General features: G+C 52.7%; 21 protein-coding genes. 14 read left to right on the forward strand and 7 right to left on the reverse strand.

Annotated elements, in window-relative coordinates:
* The first annotated feature begins 73 nt into the window (after positions 1 to 73).
* From NST26_RS13530 to NST26_RS13545, 4 genes are all read left to right on the forward strand, one after another.
* Entirely contained in the window at positions 74 to 526 is a 453-nt protein-coding gene (locus NST26_RS13530; RefSeq protein WP_036729268.1) for a MarR family winged helix-turn-helix transcriptional regulator, read from the forward strand.
* Entirely contained in the window at positions 523 to 3,681 is a 3,159-nt protein-coding gene (locus NST26_RS13535) for an MMPL family transporter (protein WP_340953416.1), read from the forward strand. The genes NST26_RS13530 and NST26_RS13535 overlap by 4 nt, the downstream gene beginning before the upstream one ends.
* Before the next feature lie 201 nt (positions 3,682 to 3,882).
* Positions 3,883 to 4,416 (forward strand): sigma-70 family RNA polymerase sigma factor, encoded by a 534-nt coding sequence (locus NST26_RS13540; protein WP_340953414.1) that lies wholly within the window; start codon positions 3,883 to 3,885, stop codon positions 4,414 to 4,416.
* Complete coding sequence (locus NST26_RS13545) at positions 4,413 to 5,558, forward strand: DUF4179 domain-containing protein (protein WP_340953413.1); 1,146 nt, start codon at positions 4,413 to 4,415, stop codon at positions 5,556 to 5,558. The genes NST26_RS13540 and NST26_RS13545 overlap by 4 nt, the downstream gene beginning before the upstream one ends.
* Positions 5,559 to 5,610: 52 nt before the next feature.
* Here the strand turns inward: NST26_RS13545 and NST26_RS13550 are convergent, their stop codons facing one another.
* Positions 5,611 to 7,218, reverse strand: a complete 1,608-nt coding sequence (locus NST26_RS13550; RefSeq protein ID WP_340953411.1) for a response regulator transcription factor — start codon at positions 7,216 to 7,218, stop codon at positions 5,611 to 5,613.
* A 4-nt stretch (positions 7,219 to 7,222) separates the two neighbouring features.
* Positions 7,223 to 9,034 carry a cache domain-containing sensor histidine kinase gene (locus tag NST26_RS13555; RefSeq protein WP_340953409.1) on the reverse strand — a complete coding sequence of 604 codons (1,812 nt, stop codon included), beginning with the start codon at positions 9,032 to 9,034 and terminating at the stop codon, positions 7,223 to 7,225.
* 177 nt (positions 9,035 to 9,211) lie between these two features.
* Here NST26_RS13555 and NST26_RS13560 point away from each other — a divergent pair, with 177 nt between their 5' ends.
* Genes NST26_RS13560 through NST26_RS13575 form a run of 4 tightly spaced genes read left to right on the forward strand, consistent with a single transcriptional unit; the run spans position 9,212 to position 13,392 of the window.
* The gene (locus NST26_RS13560; RefSeq protein WP_339256141.1) at positions 9,212 to 10,480 is read left to right on the forward strand and encodes an ABC transporter substrate-binding protein; all 1,269 of its coding nucleotides are present in this window, start codon (positions 9,212 to 9,214) and stop codon (positions 10,478 to 10,480) included.
* A 24-nt stretch (positions 10,481 to 10,504) separates the two neighbouring features.
* Entirely contained in the window at positions 10,505 to 11,380 is an 876-nt protein-coding gene (locus tag NST26_RS13565; protein ID WP_036729248.1) for a carbohydrate ABC transporter permease, read from the forward strand.
* A gap of 10 nt (positions 11,381 to 11,390) precedes the next feature.
* Entirely contained in the window at positions 11,391 to 12,239 is an 849-nt protein-coding gene (locus NST26_RS13570; RefSeq protein WP_340953406.1) for a carbohydrate ABC transporter permease, read from the forward strand.
* A gap of 43 nt (positions 12,240 to 12,282) precedes the next feature.
* Positions 12,283 to 13,392, forward strand: coding sequence for a glycoside hydrolase family 172 protein (locus tag NST26_RS13575; protein WP_340953405.1), 1,110 nt, complete (start codon positions 12,283 to 12,285; stop codon positions 13,390 to 13,392).
* Here NST26_RS13575 and NST26_RS13580 read toward each other — a convergent pair.
* The gene (locus NST26_RS13580; RefSeq protein ID WP_339256147.1) at positions 13,385 to 13,582 is read right to left on the reverse strand and encodes a hypothetical protein; all 198 of its coding nucleotides are present in this window, start codon (positions 13,580 to 13,582) and stop codon (positions 13,385 to 13,387) included. The genes NST26_RS13575 and NST26_RS13580 overlap by 8 nt on opposite strands.
* Here NST26_RS13580 and NST26_RS13585 point away from each other — a divergent pair.
* Together NST26_RS13585 and ltrA are read left to right on the forward strand one after the other, a co-directional pair.
* Positions 13,566 to 14,876: an ABC transporter substrate-binding protein gene (locus tag NST26_RS13585; protein ID WP_340958077.1), complete on the forward strand. Its 1,311-nt coding sequence runs from the start codon at positions 13,566 to 13,568 to the stop codon at positions 14,874 to 14,876. The genes NST26_RS13580 and NST26_RS13585 overlap by 17 nt on opposite strands.
* 631 nt (positions 14,877 to 15,507) lie before the next feature.
* Positions 15,508 to 16,806, forward strand: coding sequence for a group II intron reverse transcriptase/maturase (ltrA, locus tag NST26_RS13590; RefSeq protein ID WP_340950427.1), 1,299 nt, complete (start codon positions 15,508 to 15,510; stop codon positions 16,804 to 16,806).
* A gap of 415 nt (positions 16,807 to 17,221) precedes the next feature.
* On the opposite strand, the gene NST26_RS13595 is transcribed toward ltrA, so the two are convergent.
* Positions 17,222 to 17,893, reverse strand: coding sequence for a tetratricopeptide repeat protein (locus tag NST26_RS13595; protein ID WP_209873199.1), 672 nt, complete (start codon positions 17,891 to 17,893; stop codon positions 17,222 to 17,224).
* 293 nt (positions 17,894 to 18,186) lie between these two features.
* On the opposite strand from NST26_RS13595, the gene NST26_RS13600 reads away from it, so the two are divergent.
* The 3 genes from NST26_RS13600 to NST26_RS13610 all read left to right on the forward strand — a co-directional run bounded on the left by NST26_RS13600 (position 18,187) and on the right by NST26_RS13610 (position 19,958).
* On the forward strand, positions 18,187 to 19,188 hold the full coding sequence (locus NST26_RS13600) for an aldo/keto reductase (RefSeq protein ID WP_036729236.1): 1,002 nt from the start codon (positions 18,187 to 18,189) through the stop codon (positions 19,186 to 19,188).
* Positions 19,189 to 19,237: 49 nt separating this feature from the next.
* Positions 19,238 to 19,600, forward strand: coding sequence for a hypothetical protein (locus NST26_RS13605; RefSeq protein ID WP_340953401.1), 363 nt, complete (start codon positions 19,238 to 19,240; stop codon positions 19,598 to 19,600).
* A gap of 199 nt (positions 19,601 to 19,799) precedes the next feature.
* A complete protein-coding gene (locus NST26_RS13610) occupies positions 19,800 to 19,958 on the forward strand; it encodes a hypothetical protein (RefSeq protein ID WP_209873214.1) in 159 nt (52 codons plus the stop codon).
* Positions 19,959 to 20,485: 527 nt separating this feature from the next.
* Here the strand turns inward: NST26_RS13610 and NST26_RS13615 are convergent.
* The 3 genes from NST26_RS13615 to NST26_RS13625 form a co-directional block, all read right to left on the reverse strand.
* The gene (locus NST26_RS13615) at positions 20,486 to 20,791 is read right to left on the reverse strand and encodes an HNH endonuclease (protein ID WP_340958076.1); all 306 of its coding nucleotides are present in this window, start codon (positions 20,789 to 20,791) and stop codon (positions 20,486 to 20,488) included.
* A 3-nt stretch (positions 20,792 to 20,794) separates the two neighbouring features.
* Complete coding sequence (locus tag NST26_RS13620; protein WP_209873220.1) at positions 20,795 to 21,007, reverse strand: hypothetical protein; 213 nt, start codon at positions 21,005 to 21,007, stop codon at positions 20,795 to 20,797.
* A gap of 183 nt (positions 21,008 to 21,190) precedes the next feature.
* Positions 21,191 to 22,273 carry a thermonuclease family protein gene (locus NST26_RS13625; RefSeq protein ID WP_340953399.1) on the reverse strand — a complete coding sequence of 361 codons (1,083 nt, stop codon included), beginning with the start codon at positions 22,271 to 22,273 and terminating at the stop codon, positions 21,191 to 21,193.
* Between the two features lie 219 nt (positions 22,274 to 22,492).
* Here NST26_RS13625 and NST26_RS13630 point away from each other — a divergent pair, with 219 nt between their 5' ends.
* Positions 22,493 to 23,854: an ABC transporter substrate-binding protein gene (locus NST26_RS13630; protein WP_339256159.1), complete on the forward strand. Its 1,362-nt coding sequence runs from the start codon at positions 22,493 to 22,495 to the stop codon at positions 23,852 to 23,854.
* Positions 23,855 to 23,933: the final 79 nt, after the last annotated feature.

A 23,933-nucleotide genomic window follows, 5' to 3' on the forward strand; every position in this document is an offset into this window, starting at 1 on the left:
CGCAAAGGACAATATAGTTTTACTATAAAACTATTCTATAGGTGAACTATTATCCGGAAAGGTGGAAGCAGCTTTGAAGAAAGATGCAGAGGAATGGATCAACCGCTATGTAGACGCCTATATGGTTGTCACCAGGCAGATCAACGCGAGGCTCCGGGAGATTTTTGGAGAAGGTCTGACGACGGATCAATTCCTTATTCTTAGGCTGATCAGCGGGCAGGAGAAGTGCACCTCGACTTATCTGTCTGAAGCTGTAGCTGTAGGCAAAAGCTCGATTACTGCCATTATCAACCGGCTGGATGAAGCGGGGATGATCCAGCGGACCCGGGACGAGAATGACCGCAGGCAGGTGTATCTGACCATGACGGAGCATGGGAAGAGCGTCTACCATACCTCTGATAAGCAAATGCAGGAGGTTATCTCCCCTTATTTGTTCCATTTCGAGGATAACAATATTGAGCAGTTTATTACGATGTTTGAGAAGCTGGCATTTCTGATGCAGGATGCAGGGGGGAGAAGCAATTGAGAACGATTTTGAAGGCAAGATGGGCCATTATCGCGGTATGGCTGGCTGTGGCATTAGTGTTATTCTTGACAGCACCCGGGATGTCGGATCTGGTCCGGGAGAAGGGGCAAATCTCAGTACCGGCTGGCTACACTTCATCGCGGGCTGCGGAGATTATGAAGGAGGTCGCTGCGGCCAAGGACGGGGAGACGGTACATCAGGTGGCCCTGGTGTTCCATAAGCCTGAGGGGCTGACGGCCGCAGACACCGAGAGTATTAAGCAGGGTGTGGAGCAGCTGGCCGGGAACAAGGATTCCCTGAAGCTCAGCACGATTACAGATCCGTTCTCACAGCCTGAGTTGAAGGATACGCTAATTGCGGGGGACGGCAAGACGATTATGGTCGCTTTGTCGGTGCAAGGCGGAGAGGATGCGGTCAAGGAGCTCCCGGCAAAGTCTGCTGAGCTGCTGGGTAACGTCACTGCGGACCATTACATGACCAGTGAAGGACTGATTACAGAGGATACGATTGCCAGCTCGGAAGCCGGGCTGAAGAAGTCGGAATATATCACTGTCGTGTTTATTCTGCTGATCCTGTTCGTGGTGTTCCGCTCGGTCGTGGCGCCGTTTGTACCGCTGTTAACGGTGGGGCTGAGTTATATCGTGTCCCAGTCGATTGTGGCTTTTCTGGTGGACCGGTTTGATTTCCCGCTGTCGACCTTCACACAGATCTTCATGGTGGCCGTTATGTTCGGGATCGGGACCGATTACTGCATTCTGCTGATCAGCCGGTTCAAGGAGGAGCTTGTCCAGTCTGAGGATACTACCAGTGCCATTATCGCTACTTACCGGAAAGCCGGAGGAACAGTCTTCTATTCAGGACTGGCGGTCTTCGTCGGCTTCCTGGCCATCGGCCTGTCCCAGTTCATGCTCTACCGTTCGGCGGTGGCGGTGGCTGTCGGCATAGCTGTTATGCTGCTGGCGCTCGTGACTGTGGTTCCGTTCTTCATGGCGGTACTGGGTCAAAAGCTGTTCTGGCCGTCACGCGGCAAGCTGGAACATAGTGAGAGCCGGATCTGGGGAGCGGCCGGTTCGTTCTCCCTGAAGAGACCCTGGGCTGCGCTGCTGATTGTAGCTGCCATTGTTGCGCCGTTCCTGCTTACCTACAGCGGGAAGCTGTCGTTCAACAACATGGATGAGATCGGGCCGAATTTCGCTTCGGTCAAAGGCTTCAATATTATTTCCGAGAGCTTCGGTCCGGGCGAATCCATGCCTGGCAAGATAGTGATCAAGAACGATGACCGGATGGATACCGCTGAATATATGGGGCTTGCGGAGAAGATCAGCCGTGAGCTGGAAAAGGTAGAGGGTGTCAAAGCTGTACGCAGCATGTCACGGCCAACCGGGGAGCAAATTAATGACTTCCTAATTCCTACTCAGGTGGCAACTCTGTCAGACGGTCTTGATCAAAGTAATGAAGGCTTAACCAAAATCCAGAACGGGCTGAGCGAAGCGAGTAAGCAGCTGAAGGAGAATGAGCCTAAGCTTACAGAAGCGGCTTCTGGCAGCGCCAAGCTGACAGAGGGCACAGCCGAGCTTAAAAAAGGGATTGATGCGCTGGGCGATGGCTTGTCGAGGATCGAGAGCGGCATCCGCAGCGGCTCGGCCGGAGCCGGCGAGATCAAAGCGGGCCTCACGCAGGCGGCGGCCAGCGCGAAGCAGCTGGCCGATGCAAACGCTGCGCTGCTCGAAGGCTATAAGAAGATCGGCGGCGGCCTGACCGCGCTGAACGGGGGCCTCGCCGGTCTGCAGACACAGCTTCAAGGCGTGGCAGATGCGCTTAACGGTCTGGGAGCTTCCTTCACTGGACTGGAAGCCGCCTACCCTGAGCTGCTCCAGGATGTGAATTACCAGACGATTAAAGGCACGGTAACGCAGAGCGGTACCGGAGCTGCGGGACTGGCTGGAGGACTGGGCGAGATTTCGGCCCAGCTAAGCGGTGCAGCGGCCGGATTGAACGAGGCCAATGCCGGTTACTCCAAAGCGGCAGCAGGCCAGGCGGCGCTGGCGAAAGGGCTGGATCAGCTGGTAGCTGGTATCGGCCAGCTGCAAACCGGCCTGAAGCAGGCGGCAGACGGCCAGGGGCAGATTGTCGGCAAGCTTCCGGCGATCACCACCGGGCTTACACAGCTGCAAGGCGGGCAGAAACAGCTTGCTGACGGGTTCGGCGAGCTTACGGGCCAGCTTGGCCAGCTGACGGACGGACTAACGCAAAGTGCGGATGGTCTGGGACAAATCACCAGCGGCCTAAGCTCTGCGCAGGATTACCTTAAGCAGATTCAGGACGCCAAGGATGATGAGCTGAGCGGGTTCCTGGTTCCGGCAGAGGCGCTTAAGGCTAAGGGCATGCAGCAGGTATTCGATAACTATCTGTCCGGGGACCGCAAGGTCATGACGATTGATGTTGTATTCGCGGGTAATCCATACAGCGCGGAGGCTATTGACAGCGTCGGACAGATTCAGGAAGCGTTGGACCGTGCCGTGGCCGGCACCAAGCTGGAGAATGCGGAGACAGCCATGAGTGGTGTGACCAGCACCTACAGCGATTTGCAGACAATCTCCAATGAGGATTACACACGTACGGTGATTCTGATGCTGGGCGGTATTTTCATCATCCTGGTGGTACTGTTCCGTTCGATTGTTATGCCAGTGTATTTGATTGTCTCGCTCCTGATCACTTACTTCACTGCACTTGGGGTAACGGAAGCAATCTTCGTTCATCTGTTGAACTATTCAGGGATCACCTGGACGACTCCGTTCTTCAGCTTCGTCATGCTGATTGCTCTCGGGGTGGACTACAGTATCTTCCTGATGGCACGCTTCAACGAGAATAAAACCTGGGATGTGCGTGAAGCCATTCTGCATGCTATGCGCAATATGGGAACTGTGATTCTCTCGGCCGTAGTGATTCTGGGCGGTACATTCGCCTCGATGTATCCTTCCGGGGTCCTGTCGATGATGCAGATTGCGACGGTTGTATTGTCCGGTCTGGCGCTGTATGCACTGGTATTCCTGCCGTTCTTCGTGCCGGTGATGGTGCGGATGTTCGGCCGGGCTAACTGGTGGCCATTCCGTCCGGCGGCGGGGGAGGATCACCCTAGAACGCTGGATGTGTAACGTTTTGCATTACAAGAGATGAAAATAAAGAGCAGGCTTCCCGGTTATATGGGGCCTGCTCTTTGGCTGTTTACGCAGAAAAAAATAAAAAATCACCGTGCCGATGTAACCTTATCAACTTGTACTTCATCTAAAGAGCATATGGAAATAAACACTGAATGGGGATGCGGCAGCTTCCCGGAAGAAGGGGGGCAATCATATTTGAATAACGGACAAGAGGAGCTGGTCAGGCGTGCCCAGGCGGGTGACAGCGAGGTCTTCATCCAACTGGTGAAGAGTCAGGAGCGGCGGATGTACAGTATGGCTAAGTCCATGGTCAGGAGTGACGAGGATTGTGCAGATGCGATGCAAGAGACGGTGCTGAAAGCTTTTAAAGCCATCTCAGGACTGAAAGAAGCGGCTTATTTCAACACATGGCTATTTCGTATTCTGATCAACGAATGCAACTTGATTCTGCGCAGACGGGAAAGGGTAGTCGTCATGCCCGATCCGCCGGAGAGCGTACAAGTCATATCTTCGTTCGTAGAAGAGATGGATCTGCGTCAGGCCATTGGCAGGCTCGAAGAGATATCAAGAACTATTGTTAAGCTGCATTATTATCAGGGGTTAACCGTGCAAGAGATTGCCGGGCTGCTTGAGCTGTCCGAGAGTGCCGTCAAGACCAGGCTGCACCGCGCCCGTAAGACGTTACAGCAAACCCTGGAGCAACCTGTAGAAAGGAAGGTGAACGGATGAGCCAGCAGCGGTTGGAGAGCAGGCTGGCAGACCTTCAGGAAGAGACTCTTCCTGAACTGCCGGAGCTTGTGCATCTGCGTATGGAGGAGACTTACCAGATCATCAGTGGGAAGGATGAGACTCGCTTGGAGGCGGCTTCAGAACATCAAGAGACCGTTAGACGTAAAAGAATGCCCCGATGGCTGTCCCGGGTGGTAATCAGTGCAGCATCTGTGGCTGGAGGGCTGGTGCTCCTGATTAGCCTGGGGTTCATCTCTCCGGCCATGGCGGAGACCTTGAAGCAGTTGCCCTTCATGTCAAGCGTATTCCAGCTTGCAGGAGATGCCGGGTTGCGAAAAGCAAATGAAGCAGGGTTAACCACAAATGTTGAGCAGACCGTCACTCTGGATGGAATGACTCTCAGGGTGTCTGAACAAATGTATGACGGAAGCCGTTTCTCGGTGGTGCTGACCCGTGTTCAGGCAAAGGAGGATCAAAAAAAGGAGGGCTGGTGGGATTTATTGACCCGCAGGGGGCAGCCAGCAGGCGGAATAAATAATATCGAGTTTTTGGTGAACGGGAAAATGGTAAATACCGGATTCGGGTTTGCCCAGGGAGGTGCCGGCGCACCTGACTCTATCATTGTTTCAGCACTGGATGGACCGAATCTACAAATCCCTGACCAGTTTAACCTCACTATGATAGTCCTTATTGATGGAATGGATGAGCCATTTCGCTTTGAGTTTCCCGTTAGCAAGAATACTCTGGGCGACCTTGTTCTTGGACCGGGGGAGATCAAGGTACATGATCATATCCATCTCCGTTACACACGGCTGGAACTGAGCCAGACATCGACCCGTCTGCTAGCCGAAATTAAAGGAGACCCAGGCGCGGATCTCAAGGCGATTGAGGAGGCCATTCCAGAAAAATATAAAAATGCGGGGATTTTAATGATCGGGTTCGAGCTGTGGGATGATCAAGGGCAACAGGCTGTTCCAGTTAGTATCAGCGGCAGCGGTGAAGGGGATACGTTCTCACATAGTATGGTCTTTGAACCTTTTGAGAATAGGCCGGAGCGTGTGATTATTAAGTCTTTCGTTACATTAAAGGACGGGGAGAATAAGTACATTCCCGAACTGGAGATGACCGTCCCTATACCATAAAATGAAACACCCTCCGGCCACTGCAACATGCAGCAGCCGGAGGGTGTTGCGGTTAATAACCTGGTTCCTTACGCCACTCCCTAGGCGTCATCCCCGTATGCTTACTGAAGATTTTGCTGAAGTACCGGCCGTCCTGGTAGCCGACCATCTCGGCGACGGAGGTTATTCTATGCTCCCCTCCGGCGAGCAGCAGCTTGGCATGACCGATCCGGACACGCTCCAGATATTCCGAAATATTCTCATGGAACACCTGCTTGAAGCGCCGGGACACATACTCGCGGCTAAGAAAAAACTCGCCGGCGATTTGCTGGAGCGTCAGATTATCCATGTAATGCTGGTCAATATAGCGCTTGATCTCATAAATCGCGTTGTTCTCCTGCAGCCGGGATTCCTTGAGGGTGTCAGCGACTTCTGTGAACGCCTCCGTCCACTCCCGCTGCCATTCTCCCAGGGACAGACGACCGTTCTCATCCAGCGGGAACAGCCCGGGGAAGGAAGAGGGGGCAGGCTCGCCGGCCATCGGTGTCTTGTCCTGAAGCAGCCGGTTTCTGAGCAGCCCGTATTCGTAACGCCAGTATTTCAGATCCTCCCATGTGACCGCCTGCCGTTTGCCTACCGCATCCATCCAGGCGGAGATTACTTGTCCAATCTGGGCAGTGTCCCCCCGGTGGACCGCTGTCGTGATCCGGCTGGCATAGTCAGCCAGCACAGTCCTTGCAGCGTGCGGCGTAGACGGGTTCCCGCCATAATGATAGATCAGCGGAGTATCGTCCAGGAAGGAGATTCCGCGCGCCGTTTGCAGCGTCTGCTGGAAGCCGGTGTGAACGCCGTGCGGGAAGGAGACAATGCCTCCGCAGGCAAAGCGGAAACGTGCCCCAAGCACCTTATAGAGCGCGTCATTCATCGCTTTCAGCTTCGCATCGGTCTGCCCCAGCTCCCCGGTCAGCAGGAGGACAAGCCCGTAATTCGGGTCTGTATGTTTAAAGGCATAACCGTTACGGACCGGGCCGATTACTTCGTTGCAGATATTGCCCATCAGAAAATGCAGCAGATCCGGATTGCGCCCGAATTTGCCCAGGACGGTGCGCGGAAGCGGATCGGTCAGCAGCAGGACAACCCGGCATTCCGCCCCCGCCGGCCATCCGAAGGCAGCACTTAGCTCGTCAGCGGCTCCCGCCTGGGAGCCAGGCTGGGAGACGAGGGCCGAGAGTGTTTTGTCCCAATACATAGGCAGCGTTTTGTTGATCTCTACCTCCCGCTGGATGTTGAGACTGCGCGCTTCCTCGTCCTTGCGCCATGCGTTTGCGGCACTGTTGACTGCCTCAAGCAGCTCGCTGCGGTTGATCGGCTTCAGGAGATAGTCCATTCCGCCATGCTTGATGGTGTTGCGGATGTAAGCATAATCGTCATAACCGCTGATCACGATCCGCTTGGAGAACGGGGACTTGTCCTCAATCCATTGCAGCAGCGCCATGCCGTCCATATTGGGCATTTTCATATCGGTAAAGATAATCTCCGGCCGCTCGCGCATAATCAGTGTCAGCGCCGTTTCCCCGTCGCAGGCCTCCAGAATGTCCGTAATGCCGTATTCCTCCCAGTCCACAAGCAGCCGGATAGAATCTCTTACGTCGGCTTCATCGTCCACGATCAGCACTTTCATGGTGTTACGCCCCTTCCGTCAGTGGGATTCTAATCTGAACGTTGAAACCGTGAGGCTCCGCATGCCCAAGTATTACATCTGCTTGATCGTTAAAGAACAAGCGCAGCCGGGAGACGACATTCATCAGCCCGATGCTGCCGCCTTCCATGCCGCCCGGCTGTTCACCGGCTATCTGCCGCTCTAGCTCCAGCAGGCGCTCCGGGGTGACGCCGGGACCGTTGTCGGAGACTGTAATACTTAGCGTGTCACCGCTGACTTCGACTACAATGCCAATCTCGGCCTGCTCCGCTCCTTCAAAGCCGTGCTTGAAGCAGTTCTCGACAAGCGGCTGCAGAATCATTTTGGGAACCGGTGTATTTAAGTCAGCCTCCCCTCTGATCTCAATGCGGTGGCGGAGCCTGTCCTTGAACCGCTGCTGCTGCAGCTCCAGGTAAGCCTGGGCATGGGCAATCTCCTTGGAGAGCGGCACGACCGGCTCCTCTGTGTTCATGTTGTAGCGCATCATGAGACCGAGGGAGGAGGTGAGCTCGTAAATCCTGGGCACCTTATGGTGCAGGGCCACAGAGCCGATAGACTGCAGCGTATTAAAAATAAAATGCGGATTAATCTGAGCCTGAAGCGCTTTTAACTGGTTATCCTTGTTGGCCAGCTCCAGCCTCAGCTCCCGCATAATCAGATTGTCGATCGTATCGACCATGTTCTTGATTGCGCTCCCGAGCACGCCAACCTCGTCGCTGCGGTCAGGATCGCCGTCGAACTGCAGCTTGCCGAGCTTGATCCTGCGGATCGATTCGGTCAGCCGCTTGATCGGAGCGGTGACCATGACCGAAACGAACAGCGCGGCGGCGATCGCAATGAACAGACAGGTCAGCAGCACAAGCATATTAATGCGCAGCACGCTGGCCGCGTTGCTGTACAGGTAGCTGTCCGGGATCTGCTTAGCGACGGTCCAGATACGCCCGATCAGCTCGAACTTCTCGAATACGACGATGCCATTGAAGTCCCCGTCCCTGTTCCAGTAGAAGTGGCCGGCCCCCGCGAAGCTGTACCGGGCATGCTGCAGCCAGGCATAATCAGGTTTGGTGCCGATTTCATCTTCCCTGGACGTATAGACGGCAGTTCCGGTGTCGTCCAGCAGATAGATATTCTCTTGTCCTTTATCATAGAGCATGTTCATAATGCTGCGGAATTCATCCAGCTTGAAGTCGATTGACAGCACCCCGATCCGCTCCTTGAGCGGCGCCCGGTACACCGGACGGTGAATCGTAAATACGGTGTTGGACGGGCTGTACGGGAATTCCTCCATGCCGTAATTATGTGAAGGATGGGGCGGCTCCAGATAAGGATCGTTTTTGTCAACCGGCTGCACGAAATGGCCGTCTAATCCGCCGCTGCCCGGCTCGCGCTTCAGGTAGCCGTCAATCAGCAGCCAGGACTGGTCGGCAAGATCCGAATACAAATAGACCTGTTGAATGTCCCTGCTGGATTGCTCGATGGCATGAAGACCGGAATATATATTATTCTCCACCATGAAGTCGCTCCGGCCCTGCACCAGAATGTTGTACAGGCTATTCGTCATCCTGAGGTTATTGTAGGCGTTCAGCGAGATATTGTTCATGGCGTTCAGCTGCCCCATCAGGCTGGTGGTCCCTTGGCGGACCGTATTTGAATTTTCGCGGATCGCGTCATTCTTCAAGGAGTGTTTGGTGTAGAAATAGGAGATTAGAATTGAGGCAGCGATCGGCACGAGAATGGCGGCCATCAGAAAGACACTCAGCTTGTAGCGTATACTGCCTCGGAAGCTACGGTACCGCAATGGCGTTCCTCCTTATTCCGCAGATTGGTCTACAGTCTAGCACCGCTTCCAAGGAAGGGTCAATAGGGTCACAATCTTACACATTTTTGGTCAACACCGGCTGTATTCCCGTTCCCGGTAAAGTTAGTATACTGATCGTGTAAAGCGCTTACAGGATAAACACAGGGAGGTTAAGGCATGAAAAAATGGTCTTCTCTACTGATGGCAGGCTCGCTGTCACTGGCAGTATTAACGGCCGGATGCTCGAACGGAGGCTCTAATGCAGGAAGCGGCGCGAACAGCGCGGATTCCGGTGCAGCAGGCGGCAAGGATGAAATTACGCTCTATACCATTCAATCCACCAACCCGAATTTTCAGGCCTGGCTGGAGGAAGCGCAGGAGAAAAGCGGGGTCAAAATCAACTGGGTCGCCGCGCCGACCGATTCGGATACCCGCCAGCAGAAGATTTCCACGATTCTTTCTTCCGGGGACAGTACGGTGGACATTCTGGAAGTCAATGATGAAATGGCTACGTCTTTCAAAAACGCCGGTTGGTTGGACCCGCTGCAGGATACGGTGCTGACAGAGGATATTATGAAGCAGCTTCCGCAGGGCTACATGAAGGATATGCTGACCTCCGCTAAAGGCGATGTGCTCGGCGTGCCAAGCTATACAGGGTATCTCGGACTGTGGATCGACCAGAAGAAGCTGGATGCGGCCGGGATGACCTCGATCGAAACCAAGGAGGATTTTGAAAAGTTCCTGAAGGCTTCGACCAAGGACGGGCAGTACGGGTACGGTGGCTCCTGGGAAAAGACTTACGTCTTCAACGAAATTGCCACCTTCGTCAATTTGTTCGGGGGCGACTACTACGATTGGACCAATGAGAACAGCCGGGAGGCGGTCAAGTTCATGTATGACATGGCCAACACGTGGAAGGTAACGCCGGTCGATCAGATCGCGGACAAATATGAGCAGATGAACCAGAAGTTTATCGACGGCAAATACGCCTCAGTGTTCATGTGGGGGACAGGTACGGATTATAAGCAGGCGAACCGGTATGGTCCCGACCAAATCCATATGGTCAATATGCCTAAGTTTGCGAAACGCAGCATTTTCACGGATTCCTGGAGCTATGTGCTGAATTCGGCTTCCAAAAACAAAGCGGCGGCGATCAAATTTCTGAAGTACGCAGCCAGCGAGGACGGCGAGTTGAACAGCTGGAAGAATTTTGACCGCTACCCGGCCAGAGCAGATGTTGCTGCAAACGAAGCCGTGACCGGCGATATTAAGGACATCTATACAGAAATTCAGTCCACCAATGAGGTTCACGGACGCCCTATGCTGCCGCAGACAATGGAGTTCATCGCCGAGATGGGCACGCTGTTCCAGAACTATATTCAGGATAAAATCACGCTGGACGAATTCTGCCAAAAAGCGCAGGATGCGGTTGAACGTTACCAGTAATGCCGCAGGAAAGGGGCGCTGTCCATGTATGCCAGCCGAAAATACTGGGTGATAGCGTGGATGCTAGTGCTCCCCGCGCTGATCATCCGGGTGTTCACCACGATCTATCCCATCATTGAAACGTTCCGCATCAGCCTGTATGATGTCAAGCTGCTGCGGGGGATTCACGAGTTCGTTGGCTTCGATAATTTTATTCAGTTGTTTCAGGATTCCAAGGTCATCACTTCTATTGAATTTACAGCTATATTCGTTGCAGGCTCCATGCTCGGCCACATCGTGCTCGGCATTGCGCTGGCGCTAATTCTCAACATGAAATTCGCCGGACAAAAGGTACTGCGGACAATTGTGCTGCTGCCCTGGGCCATGCCTATGGTGGTCATCGCTATGGCCTCGAAGTGGGCGTTCAATAACGAGTACGGGCTGATTAACGATTTTGTCCGCTGGTTTAACCCTGGCTTTACGCTGGACTGGCTGATCCATACGAATACGGCGCGTTTTGCGGTTATTGCCGTTGATCTGTGGAAGGATCTGCCCTTCTTCGCCATTCTGGTGTTGGCCGGACTGCAGTTTATATCTTCGGAAATGTATGAAGCGGCTAAAATCGACGGGGCAGGCCCGGTCCGTTCCTTCTTCAGCATCACCCTGCCGCTGCTGTCACGCAACATTCTGATGCTGAGCATTTTCTTCACCATGTGGCGGATTACGTCCTTTGATGTCGTGTATGCGATGACGAGCGGGGGACCCGGAGAGAGCACGGCACTGATCGCCTACCGGGTAACGACCGAGGCATTTACGAATCTCAACACGGGCTATGCTGCCGCCATTGCGGTCGTACTGTTTCTGGTCATGGCCTTGCTCAGCGGGCTCAGCATGTCGGCCGCCAAGCGCGTAGATTACTAAGGAGCGATGTATGATGACCACTCACAACCACAGACCGCTGCCGCTCACCCTGCTCATGTGGGGACTGGCGCTGATCGTTGCCTTTCTGATTCTGTTTCCGCTCTGGTGGATTTTTATTTCGTCTATTACCCCGGCGGGGGAGCTGTTCTCGAAACCCATTAAATACTGGCCGGACCATCCGACACTTGCCAGCTACCGCTACCTGATTGAGAACGTGGGACTGCTGCCGAAAATCTGGGATACTGCCATTATCATCGGGCTGTCGATTCTGATCGGGATGATCGTGTCCGTGATGGCTGCCTTCAGCTTCGCCCGGTTCCGCACCAGGGGGCTTGCCATTGCCACCGGCTTCCTGCTGGCCTCCATGCTGATTCCCGACGTCGTCACCGCCCGGCCGCTGTACGATTTCCTGCGCAGCGTGCATCTGTACGATACGCATACCGGACTGATTATTTTGTATATCAGCGGCATTCTTCCGTTCACCATTCTGATTCTGCAAAACTATCTGAACGATATCCCGGTTTCGATCGAGGAGTCGGCGGCGATTGACGGCTGCGGATTTGTCCAGTCACTGATTTACGTTACCGTTCCGCTGCTCCGTCCGGCGCTGGCGACGGTCTGCATCGTCAACTTTATTACCTGCCTGAATAACTTCTTCACGCCGCTGTTCTACTCCAATGGAATCTCGGTGCTGTCCACGGCCATTACGCAATTGCCACTAAGAGACAATATGTACGCCGTGCCGTGGGATCTGGTCAGCGCGATGGGCTGGATCATTATTTTGCCGATTATCGTGTTCGTAGCGATCTTCCAGAGACAGATTATGGAGGGAATTATGGCCGGCGGAGTTAAGGGCTGATTAGCTGATGATTAGAAAAAGAAAATGAGAGGAGTCTGTTACTATGGTTGAACATCCGTTTCTGGGAGGGCTGTCGGCGCTTCCCCTGCTCAAAGCCGGCCGCAGCCGGGCCGTTAACGCAGAGAATCCGAAAGGGGAGAAGGGCAAGGGAGGCATGGCGGCCAGCCATCTCGGCCCTTGCCGCAAAGGCTCGCCCTGCATCCGGGACGTTGCTCCCGGCGCCACTGCCCTGCTGGCCGACATTGATGGCCCCGGCATTATTGAACATATCTGGATCACTGTTACCGACCGGACTGATGCGGACACTTTTGTCTTAAGGGACCTGGTGCTGCGCATGTATTGGGACGATGAGACAGAGCCTTCCGTGGAAAGTCCACTCGGGGATTTCTTCTGCAACGGCTTCGGGAGGGGCTGCACCGTCAATTCCCAGGCGATGGTCGTCAATCCGACACGGGGCTTCAACTGCTACTTCCCGATGCCGTTCCGGCGTAAGGCGAGAATTGAAATTGAGAACCAGCATGAAGCGCCGATTCCGGCTCTTTTTTATCAGGTCGATTACTGCCTGCATGATGAACTGCCTGAAGAGACCGCCTATTTTCACGCCCAGTGGAGACGGCAGCGGATCACGAGCAAAGCGGAGGATTACGTTATTCTGGACCATGTGAAGGGCCGCGGACAGTACGTGGGAACCTATATCGCGCTGACGACGCTGGAGCGGTATTGGTGGGGGGAAGGCGAACTGAAGATGTACATCGACGGAGACGATGAATATCCGACGATCTGCGGCACGGGGATGGAGGATTATTTCGGGGGTGCTTGGAGCTTTGCAACACAGCAGAACGGCAGGACCGTGGAGAACACGTACTGTACGCCTTACATGGGCTACCCGTATTATTCCGCTCACGATGAGGAGGTTCATAATTTCTATCATAACGACGACGCGCCGCCGATGCGCGGGTTCTACCGCTGGCATATTCTGGACCCGATCCGGTTCCATGAGGATTTTAAAGTGACGGTACAGCAGATTGGAGTCTATAAAAAAGGCCTGTTCGAGCGTCAAGACGATGTGGCCTCGGTGGCCTACTGGTACCAGACGGAGCCACACCAGCCGTTCGGGCCGCTGGCGTCCAAGGAAGAGCGTTGGCCTAGATAAGGCGCAGGCCGAGATAAAGCGCAGGTAAATATTTCTTCGTATCTTCCCGCTGGGAATGGCGTTTATACTGGTTGTAAAGCCAGCCAGCTTGCGGCGAAGGGGGAGACGATGCGATGAGATCCAGGCGGGCGATGATGAGATCCAGACGAGAGATAATGAGTTCCAGGCAGGTGATGTTAATCGCAGTCATGCTCCTGCTCACTGTTGCAGTGACGGCCTGCGGGGGAAGAAACGGCGTCGTCTATGAGTCAGATGCCGGGAGAACTCAGGTGGAAGATGCCGGGAACTCCGGGCGGCCGCTGAAAATCTTCAACTTCAAGGTGGAGATGGCGGAGCAATTGAATGCGCTGACGCAGCAGTATCAGGAAGAAACCGGCGTGCCCATTGAGCTGGATACCTGCGGCGGGGGCTGCGATTACAGCGCGGAGCTGAAGACGAGGTTTAACTCCGGCGACAAGCCCGATCTGTTCTTCGTGGCCGGGTATAAGGATCTTGATCTGTGGGAGGAGTACCTGGAGGATCTGAGCAGTGAACCGTGGGCGGAGGAGATACAGGAGCTGGCCAGACCCGCCACAATGAAGGACGGGCGGATCTACGGGATGCCGCTTGCTATGGAAGGCTGGGGGTTTATTTACAACAAGACCCTGTTCCGCAAGGCGGGTATTGAAACCCCGCCGGTGACGCTCAGCGGGCTGAGAGCAGCGGCGGAGCAGCTTCAAGCGGCCGGCATCCGGCCGTTCGAGAACGGCTATGCGGAATGGTGGGTACTCGGCAATCACCTGCTGAATACCGCCTTTGCCCTGCAGCCTGATCCGGCGGAATTTATTGATGAGGTCAGCAGCGGCAGTGCCAAGCTGACCGGTAACAGCATATTTGACAGCTGGCTGGATCTGATTGACCTCACCCTGGAATATGGTCAGGCGGCGCCGCTACAGACGGATTACTATACCCAAGTGATGCATTTTGCCAAGGGTCAGGCAGCGATGATGCAGCAGGGGAGCTGGACACAGCTGCAGCTGGACAAGCTGGCTCCGGGTCTGGACATCGGCTTCCTGCCCATGCCGGTGAACGATGACAGCGCTAAGATGGATAAGCTTCAGATCGGGGTGGCGAATTACTGGGTCGTGTTTAAGAACTCGGTGATGAAGGAGGAGGCCAAGGCGTTCTTGCGCTGGCTGGCCAGCTCTGAAGTTGGCAAGAAGTTCGTCGTGGACGATGCTCGGCTGATTCCCGCTCTTAAGAGCATACCGGTCCCGGAAGGCCGATTAGGACCACTCGCTGACGACATTATGTCGTACATGAAGGCCGGCAAGACACTTCCCTGGCTATGGCAGCGCTACCCGGGATACGAGGCAACCACCTCGCAGATGAGTGTGCAGATGCAGGCTTACATCGGCGGCCAGATCGGCCGCGAGAAGCTGCTGGCTGAATTCCAGCGGATCTGGGATTCGGCGCGGGGGGTTACACATGACAGCCCGGAGTGATTTGAAGCGGGACAGTAATACAATGGGGGCTGCTGCGCTGAGGGATGGCTCCCACGCTCCATAGTCAGTAGCAGTTTTAGAGAAATCCTGCAATAAGTGGAGCGACCGAGCCTAGGTTGAGTAACTTAGCAGGTGGAACCCCTGCTTGGAAAGGCGAAAGCCACGCCACCAATAGCGAGTCTTGGAGCGGCAAGGGTAACCCTGCCGTTTAAGCGTAGACAGTTAGGATGCAGGCCTGAAAGTGATGGAGCCTCGAAATGCAGCAAACGGGAAGGTCGACGGGCTCACTTTCCCGGAAGACAACATGACTCCAGCCGAAAAAAAAAAAAAAAAAAAAAAAAAGGCGAGGATGGAGGAGCTTCCCCGGGGTCGAAGAGCCAGGCATGTATACCCATGGTTACTCAGCAACTCGGGAGACCCTGACGCTCTTCTGCGAGAGAAGTACTATTTAGGAACCTTTGCAGGAGTATGGCAAACAAGCCGTAACACGTAAGAATGTCAAACGGCGTTCAGGGAGTCGGATTGCCGCATAAGACCTGTGAAACCCCTGTAATGGGGGCGGAGGAAAGGCAGGCGACACCCCATCAATCTGGTAAGGACACATTGGCCACACACAGAGGTGGGAAAAAAAATGGAAACGAAATTAACAAGAATAGCAGAAATGGCCAAAGCAGATCCGAAGTTACGGTTCAACTCCATCGGACATCTCATTGACACAGAAGCATTAAAGAGAAGTCACAAAGAGATGAAACCGGGAAAGGCAACCGGAGTCGATGGATCGACCAAAGAGACGTACGAAGCCAACGTGGAAGCGAATGTAACACACCTGGTGGACCGGTTAAAGCGAAGAAGCTACAGACCTCAGCCCGCGAGAAGAGTGTACATCCCAAAGGACGGGAAAAACATGCGGCCCCTAGGAATTCCTGCGTATGAAGACAAACTGGTGCAACATGCGCTGAAAAGAGTACTGGAAGCCATTTATGAACAAGACTTCATGGATTTCTCGTATGGATTTCGCCCGAACCGAAACATGCACAGTGCGCTGAAACATCTAAACCGGGTCATCGAGCAGGGAAAAACCAGCTATGTCGTCGATGCAGACATCTCCGGCTTCTTCAACCATGTAAATCACGAATGGCTGATGAAATTCCTCGAACTGCGAATCGGAGATCCAAACATCCACCGGCTGGTGAGACGGATGCTGAAAGCAGGTATTCAGGAGGATGGACACTTTGAACCGACGGAGGAAGGAACTCCCCAAGGTTCGGTGGTGTCGCCCCTGCTAGCCAACGTCTACCTGCACTATGTCCTTGACCTATGGTTTACCGTGACGGTGAGGAAGCAGTGCGGGGGGCAAGCCGAAATGGTGCGCTTCGCCGATGATTTTGTATGCTGCTTCCAGTACAAAGAAGATGCAGAACGCTTCTATACCGCACTTGTGCTCCGGCTGGAGAAATTCGGGTTAAGCATTGCGGAAGAGAAGACGAAAATCATCGCGTTCGGTCGTTTTGCGGAAGCAGAATCACGGAGGAAGGGCGAAGGGAAACCGAAAACATTCGATTTCCTAGGCTTCACGCACTACTGCGCCAAGAGCCGAAAAGGAACCTTCCGGGTAAAGCGTAAAACGAGTGGGAAGAAATTCAGACAGAAGGTCAGAGCCATGAAGAGCTGGGTCAGGTGGAATCGCCACATGAAGCAGGAGGATTTCCTAGGCGTCATCCGGTCCAAACTGTCGGGACACTACCGATACTATGGAATCACGGATAACTCGGAGAAAATAAAAACCTATTACATGCAAACGCTCGACTTGATCTATACATGGCTAAACCGCAGAAGTCAGCGCAGGAGTTTCACCTGGGAGAGGTTCTACGAAGTGCTAAACGAATTCAGGCTACCTAAGCCGCGGATCTACGTCAATATCTACGATTAAGGCCAATTGTGAACGATGGGGTGAAGAGCCGTATGCGTAAATTGCGCACGTACGGATCTGTGAGGGGTAGGGGCACAATCCACGAAGGAAAGGCCCCGCCTACTCGACCAACAATGCTGCCCCATAGAAGCTGTCTATGCTGAAATTCTGCACAAAATGTAACAAATCCAGCTTTAACTTGCTCTAACCACCGGAAATCCTGCAAATGATGCAACATTGCTCCTCAGCCACTAACATTTATAGAGAAATCCTGCAAAATGTGCAACAATACTGCTCCTTACAAGCGGCCGGTGAGAGAATATAAACTTCAGAGCGTATGTGAAAACCAAATACCTGGAAAATAGCATAATAGCCTCCAGTCTCCACAATTCAGTGGGACCGGAGGCTATTTGTGCTGGAAATATAGCTAAGATACCTAACGCGGCTTCGCAAAATAACTGCGCAGCGCCCAGCCGCGTTCCTGGCGTTTCTTGTATTTGGGCAAGGAACGGTAGACGGCAAGCGATTCCTCAAAAGCGCGCTTGGCATCGTCTGTCCGGCCCAGTGTCTTGTACATGGAGCCGGCCAGATAATAGGCTTCGCTGGAGGAGGTCTGGATCTCCTGGAATTGGCTCACATAATGGAGCGCCTTGTCCTGGTCGATATGCCGGAAGGTCTCGGCCAGACGGAGGTAAGGCTGTCCATATTGGGCTCTGCGGTTGATCTCAAGGCCTTGAAGCATCTGGGCTTCGCCTTCGGCAAGCTGGCCCAGCTTGAGGTTGGCGTATCCGAGCTCCACCCAGTATTCAGCCGAGGTCTCATAACGGTCGGCGATGGCCGTCAGCAGCTCCTTGGCCTCGCTGTAGCGCTTGCGCTCAATCAGCAGCCGGGCCAGATCGAATTTGGCGGTGACATCGTTCGGGTTCTGGGCAATGGCCGTCCGCAGCCTGGACATCTGGCGGCTGCGGCGGAAAGGCTTGGAGAAGCTGGGTAGAATGCCGACATAACGGCGGTCTACGAAATATAGAACGACGAGCAGAATGATTAGGGCCAGAAAGGGATTGCCGAGCAGACGGTACAGCAGCAGGAAACCTAGAATTTTAATCATGAATATGAATTCCCTCCATTACTTTTGTGGTTCATTTGTGCTTCCTGCAAATTGGATACGAATAGGCAGGGTAATTATACCATATCAACCTTTTTAGAGGCCACGATAAAAGAGACTGGGGGTCGGTTATCCAGTTCCAGGTGATCCATAAGCCCCCAGCTCCTGCCTGCACTGCTGTCATTGACAGGCTGCTGCCGAAGTCATAAGCTTTGTGTACAGTCAGATTGTCTCATCGCTAGATTAGCTCTTATATAACAGTGTATTCAACTAACACTTGGAAAGAAGGATGAACCGTGGAGACATTGGCAAGCAAGGTACAGCTGCGACCTCTGGGACGCTCTGAGCTATCGGTATCTCCGCTTGGCCTGGGCTGCTGGCAGTTCAGCCGGGGAAGCGGAATCGTAGGCCGCTACTGGAGCAATATCACAGACGCGGATATTCTGGATATCGTACGGGTCAGCCTGGAAGGCGGCATGAACTGGGTGGATACCGCAGAAATCTATGGTGGAGGCAAATCGGAGGAAGCATTGGCTCATGTGCTGGATCAGCTTCAGCAGGAAGGCAACCCGCATGCGGCTCCGCTGATTGCGACCAAATGGTGGCCGATGCTGCGGACAGCAGGCTCGATTACCTCCACGATTGATCAGCGGATTGCTTGCCTGGGCGGCAGAGGCATTGATCTGTACCAGATCCACCAGCCGTTCTCCTTATCCTCGATTGCCAGTGAGATGAAAGCAATGGCGGGACTGGTACAGGCCGGCAAAATCAGGTATGTAGGGGTAAGCAATTATTCAGCTAAGCAGATGGTGGAAGCGCACCGTATCTTGCAGACCTACGGACTTACCCTGGTCTCCAATCAGGTCAAATACAATCTGCTGCACCGCAGCATCGATCAGAACGGCATCATGGCTGCGGCCAAGGAGCTAGGTATCTCGATCATCGCCTATTCCCCGCTCCAGCAGGGTATCCTGACCGGACGGTTCCACGCAGATCCGTCGCAGATTAAGGCAGTCTCGCGTTCCCGGCGGATGATGTCCGGCCTGGACGACAAGAGCCTGGCCCGCAGCAAGCCGCTGATCACCTCCCTGACCGCACTGGCTGACAAATACGGGTGTACACCGGGACAGATTGCACTTAATTGGCTGATTCATTATCATGGCGACACCGTAGTTGCGATTCCCGGCGCTTCCAAGGTCCGTCATGCCCGGGAGAATGTCGGCACCATGACCTTCCGGCTGGAGCCGGAGGAGCTGGAGCTGCTGAATGAGGCCTCCTGGGCTGCCTTGAAGAAGTAACCCGGAGTTCGGGCAGCTCTTCATTAACTCAAACGGGGAGTGAACTGGAATGAATGAGAAATGCTGGCTGGTTGTCCAATATCCCTTGAAGAGTCTGCAAGGGAGCCAGCGCGATCAATGGTTGAGGGATAAAGTCACGGAATACCTGAATCTCTTTTTAGCGGATGCGGAGCTTGGCTATGTAGACGGGTCTGAGATGGGCAAAACGGTATCAGACCGGCAGCAATTTGTACTTAATATCTTTTGTGTCATTACGGATGAACAACGGGGTATAGCTCTGATCAAAAAAGTATTAAGAGAGCATAGGCTTGATTATACCCGGATCAAACTGGCCACGATGCCCTTTGAGGGCGGAGGAACCTATACGCTGAAATATGCCTCTAAGAAAGGCGTGACTGATTTTTCGTTATAGCCATTATTTAGTCGGGTTGATGAATGAATAGGATGATACTCAGCAGCGGACCCGGACTTTGATTTTCAAGTCCGGGTCCGCTATTTCCATTTTTCTGAGATAAAACTGTTTAGGACTGGAAAGAGCGGTTTATATAAGGGATAAGATGCTTCGCACTCACGCAAATAAGGTGAAGATTATGGAAGGAGGTTGAACTTCAATGAGTATGAGCGTACATAACCTTATGGCTTTTAATCATCAGTTTTTTAGACCTCAGCCCGTTGTCCATCCCAAAGCGCAGAGACAGGAAGACAAAGTCCAGAGCTTTCAGGAGGTCCTTAACGAGAAGCTGAGCAGCTATGGCGACATGAAGAAATAAGCAAGCAATAGAGCCGCAGAACTATTTTATGCAGAAGACATCGCAGCAAATCATAGAACCTTCAGCAAAAAGGTGCCTCCCGCAACTCGGAAGGCACCTTTTTGCTGCTTAAGAATTATTATCAGGAGTATATCAGATTTCACCGGTTAAGGCAGAATGTATGCTAAAAACAAAATACAATCGGCTGGTATAAGGCATATGGTCAGAATGTATGTGAAAAACAGCATACATTGTGCTCGCACGCAGACGCATGATCCGAATGTATGCGAAAAACAGTATACATTGTGTTCTCAAGCAGGCATATGGTCAAAATGTATGTGAAAAACAGTATACATTCTGCTCGCACGCAGGTCATCCTAAGCCTCTGCTAGGATGTCTTGTTAAGAACAGAATGTCTATGTTTCACGCTGTACATTATCCTTGTGTTTCTCGCGAAAACGATACCGCCCTTATAAGGGCGGCAAAGCATTTTCCAGTTGCTACGCTTTGCACCTCAGATCACCAGCATCATCCTGCCATCCGGCAGATTAACGTTTGCTTCGAACACGCTTTGATTTGCGCAGCTTCGGTTCAGAGCCCGGCGCCTGCCGCATGATCCATTTCAGATAAGCGGCAATCTGCGGGTCGCTGCGCAGGCTGTCCAGTGTCGTAAGGCCAAGAACAACGAGATCACTGTTGGTATACAAAGCATGAATCTGCCGGTGGCAAGCCTTGCACAGAAGGGCAGTCGGGAGCAGGCTGCCGCCTTTCTCGCGGGGGATCAAATGATGAACGGTAGTTGCAAGAGGAGAACGGCCGCACAGCTCACACGTGTCCAAGGCCCGGGCATTCATCACTTAAGGCCGGACTTCAAAGAATTCACAGCGGCTGCGCGAGTAATACGTTAAATCACTGACCCGCGACTGAATCACAACATCCGAATCCGTGAACCGCACTATAGTAGCGCCGGAATTCACCAGATGGTCATCCTGGAAGACGCGGACGGGCAGCTTGCGGTCAATCGCTTCCTGCAGATCCTGGTCAGTGAGTAGTGGTCGGTTGATGGGCATGGAATAAATCTCCTTTAGATAGGGATAACTGCTGCTTCAGCAATTATATCATTTGATAGATTTTAGTTCGACCTATGAAGGAACTGAATGCTAATAATATTGCGATTATAGATTGGATTAAAATTGATGATGTGATACGAGAAGTACATAACAAAACCCCGGATAGTTATTCCGGGGTTAAATCTATTCACACGCTACTCCGTCACCATCTTTATCAAGCTTTCTAGAGTATCCAGGCTCTCCGGCATAGATCGGCGCAGCACCGGCTGCTCTCACGGCAGAACAGTTCTTGTAGTAAACATCTTGAACTGGTTGCGGGGTTGCTTTTGGTTTCGGTTTTTTAGTAGTTGCAGGTTTTTGAGTTTTAGCTGGAACAGGTTTTTTAGTAGCGGTAGGCTTCGGTGTGGCTGTGGGCTTAGGTGACGGTTTAACTGTGGCAGTTGGCTGGATAGTAGCTTTAGCCACAACGGTATCATCATATCCTTTATCAGTTGCGTAATCTTTTAAGCTCCATATCCCTAATTTTGCTGCTTGAGCTTTTTTCTGGATAGACCTGAACTGATCAACATTTTTCACATTCGGCTGAAAGACAGCGACTCGTGCAAGACCTTTCTCCAGCAGCAATTCATTTACCATTTTATCATCGATATAGGCGTAAGCAAGGAGACGGCCGTACTGGTCGCGTTCGGATACATCGAATTCAAGTCTGACTGTATTATCTCTAAGCAACTTTGTTGTAAACGCACTCGCCTCTGGCCCGAAGGGCTGTACAGGTTTTGTTTCAGGAGTGTCGATTAGGATTAGCCGCACCTTTTCAGACTTTCCGTCTAATTTGACTGTAAAGGTATCACCATCAGTAACAGCGGTGACCTTTGCTTCAATGGCATTTGCATTCATAGACAAGCTGGCAAGTTCAGCATTCTTCTGAGTTGTTTCAGATTTAAGTACATAAGTGTCAAGAACTTCCGTGTGGTCATCAGTCTGATTAGTAGCCTGTTCCAAGGGAGAGGCTTTTGGAATTGCAATCACGAACAAAATAAAAAATATAATAAACATAACAGCAGAATACTTGGTAATGATTTTTCGATTTCCCCAGCGGACAATGGCCGGCTTAAACATGCCCACGAACCAAAAAATAATTACAGCAAGTGATGCAAGAAGAAAGTTCATCCCTAAGGCTTCTCTCAAGGACATGCCTGTAAAAATAGCAATTTCTAATAAAGCGATGATTCCGATGGAAATCAGAAGCTTTTTTGATCTAAACATTAAAATCCCCCTTTGTAATCCTACTTAAGAACTATCGGTAATTTACAATGATTTGTAAATACTGTAAGGATAAAAACTCTCCTAAAATCACAAAAAATCCACCTATTTTAGAATCGTAAGTATTTCCACCATAAATCGGCAATATGCCTCCTCAAAAAAAACAGTGGCCTACGGTACACTGAATCTTGTAAAAGAAACCTTTGAGAGGGGTACAGAGGAATGAAAAAAACAAAGAACCTGGCGCTGGCGCTGGTCTCCATCATGCTCATGAGCTCACTTGCGGCGTGCGGAGGAAGTAACAACGGCGGCAACAAGGCTGCCGAAGGGAATTCAGGTAACAAGGGAGAAAGTACAGCAGCACCCGCAGCTGAAGGAGACAAGACAGAGCCAGCAGAGAAGGTCGAACTGTCGTTCTGGACGCTGGGCAACGTGAACTATGAAGAGCTGGCGGCTGCCTACACTAAGGAACACCCTAACGTAACCATTAAAATTCAGAATACCGGTGACCAGACGGCTCACCACAACAATCTGACCACAGCACTCTCGGCGGGTTCAGGCGCACCTGATATTTTCCAGCTTGAGATCGGTTTCATGGAACGCTTCCTGGGAGCCCAGGACAAATTCTACAACCTGAATGACCTCGGAGCCAAAGACATCCAGGCCAACTATCTTGACTGGAAATGGAAGCAGGCTTCCTCCATCGACGGCAGCTTCCAGCTTGGACTTCCTACGGATATCGGCCCGACAGTAGTCTACTACCGTACGGACTTGGCTGAAGCCGCCGGCTTGCCGGCCGATCCTGAGGGCTTCGGCGCAGCCATCGATACATGGGACAAATTCGCTACGGTAGCGAAAGCGTTCAAAGACAAGACAGGCAAGTATTTCTCCGACTTGACCGACCTGACGTACAATGCGCTTCGTGACCAGTCGGCGGACGAGATCTATTTCAGCAAAGCAGACGGCAGCTTCATCGGCGATACCAATCCGCAAGTGAAGAAAGCGTATGACTTTACCGTTAAGGGCATTCAAGAGGGCTGGATCAGCAATGTCATGCTCTGGTCGCCTGAATGGGGCCAAGGCATGAACGATGGATCGTTCGCCGTCGTGATGGGTCCAGCCTGGATGGCCGGCAATATCAAGAGCAACGCGCCGGACTCCTCCGGCAAATGGAGAATTGCCCAGCTTCCTGAGGGCGCCGGTAACTGGGGCGGTTCGTTCATCACGCTGCCGAAGGAAGGCAAGCACTCTAAGGAAGCCTATGATTTCATCCAGTGGCTCGTGAACAAGGATAACCAGCTGGAATCCTTCAAGACCAAAGGCTTGATGCCTTCTATCCCTGCACTGTACGAAGATCCTGCGTTCGTGGATTTCAAGGATGACTTCTTCGGCGGACAGCAGACGGCGGTGGAATTCGGCAAAGCGGCTAACCGCGTGAAGCCGGTATACTACGGACCGCTGCATGACCAGACCGATACCTTCTTCAAGAATGCGCTGAAGAACGTGCTGGAGAAGAAAGCCGATCCGGCCAAAGAGTGGGACGATGCTGTCAAGCAGTCAAAAACGCTTGCAGAACGCGGCTAACCTGTAATATGCGGGGAACAGACTTCCCCAAATGTCCGGATTCACGGAGTAATCTCTCTGTGAATCCGGATTTAGATAT

This window comes from Paenibacillus sp. FSL R7-0128, from assembly GCF_038002245.1.
In the GTDB taxonomy this organism is placed as follows: Bacteria; Bacillota; Bacilli; order Paenibacillales; family Paenibacillaceae; genus Paenibacillus_AQ; species Paenibacillus_AQ silagei.

Excerpts from the sequence above, each read along its gene's own strand:
- NST26_RS13545 (WP_340953413.1), top strand. The coding sequence starts at position 4,413 with ATGAGCCAGCAGCGGTTGGAGAGCAGGCTGGCAGACCTTCAGGAAGAG.
- NST26_RS13550 (WP_340953411.1), bottom strand. The coding sequence starts at position 7,218 with ATGAAAGTGCTGATCGTGGACGATGAAGCCGACGTAAGAGATTCTATC.
- NST26_RS13560 (WP_339256141.1), top strand. The coding sequence starts at position 9,212 with ATGAAAAAATGGTCTTCTCTACTGATGGCAGGCTCGCTGTCACTGGCA.
- NST26_RS13565 (WP_036729248.1), top strand. The coding sequence starts at position 10,505 with ATGTATGCCAGCCGAAAATACTGGGTGATAGCGTGGATGCTAGTGCTC.
- NST26_RS13570 (WP_340953406.1), top strand. The coding sequence starts at position 11,391 with ATGATGACCACTCACAACCACAGACCGCTGCCGCTCACCCTGCTCATG.
- NST26_RS13575 (WP_340953405.1), top strand. The coding sequence starts at position 12,283 with ATGGTTGAACATCCGTTTCTGGGAGGGCTGTCGGCGCTTCCCCTGCTC.
- NST26_RS13585 (WP_340958077.1), top strand. The coding sequence starts at position 13,566 with ATGTTAATCGCAGTCATGCTCCTGCTCACTGTTGCAGTGACGGCCTGC.
- NST26_RS13580 (WP_339256147.1), bottom strand. The coding sequence starts at position 13,582 with ATGACTGCGATTAACATCACCTGCCTGGAACTCATTATCTCTCGTCTG.
- ltrA (WP_340950427.1), top strand. The coding sequence starts at position 15,508 with ATGGAAACGAAATTAACAAGAATAGCAGAAATGGCCAAAGCAGATCCG.
- NST26_RS13595 (WP_209873199.1), bottom strand. The coding sequence starts at position 17,893 with ATGATTAAAATTCTAGGTTTCCTGCTGCTGTACCGTCTGCTCGGCAAT.
- NST26_RS13605 (WP_340953401.1), top strand. The coding sequence starts at position 19,238 with ATGAATGAGAAATGCTGGCTGGTTGTCCAATATCCCTTGAAGAGTCTG.
- NST26_RS13610 (WP_209873214.1), top strand. The coding sequence starts at position 19,800 with ATGAGTATGAGCGTACATAACCTTATGGCTTTTAATCATCAGTTTTTT.
- NST26_RS13615 (WP_340958076.1), bottom strand. The coding sequence starts at position 20,791 with ATGAATGCCCGGGCCTTGGACACGTGTGAGCTGTGCGGCCGTTCTCCT.
- NST26_RS13620 (WP_209873220.1), bottom strand. The coding sequence starts at position 21,007 with ATGCCCATCAACCGACCACTACTCACTGACCAGGATCTGCAGGAAGCG.
- NST26_RS13625 (WP_340953399.1), bottom strand. The coding sequence starts at position 22,273 with ATGTTTAGATCAAAAAAGCTTCTGATTTCCATCGGAATCATCGCTTTA.
- NST26_RS13630 (WP_339256159.1), top strand. The coding sequence starts at position 22,493 with ATGAAAAAAACAAAGAACCTGGCGCTGGCGCTGGTCTCCATCATGCTC.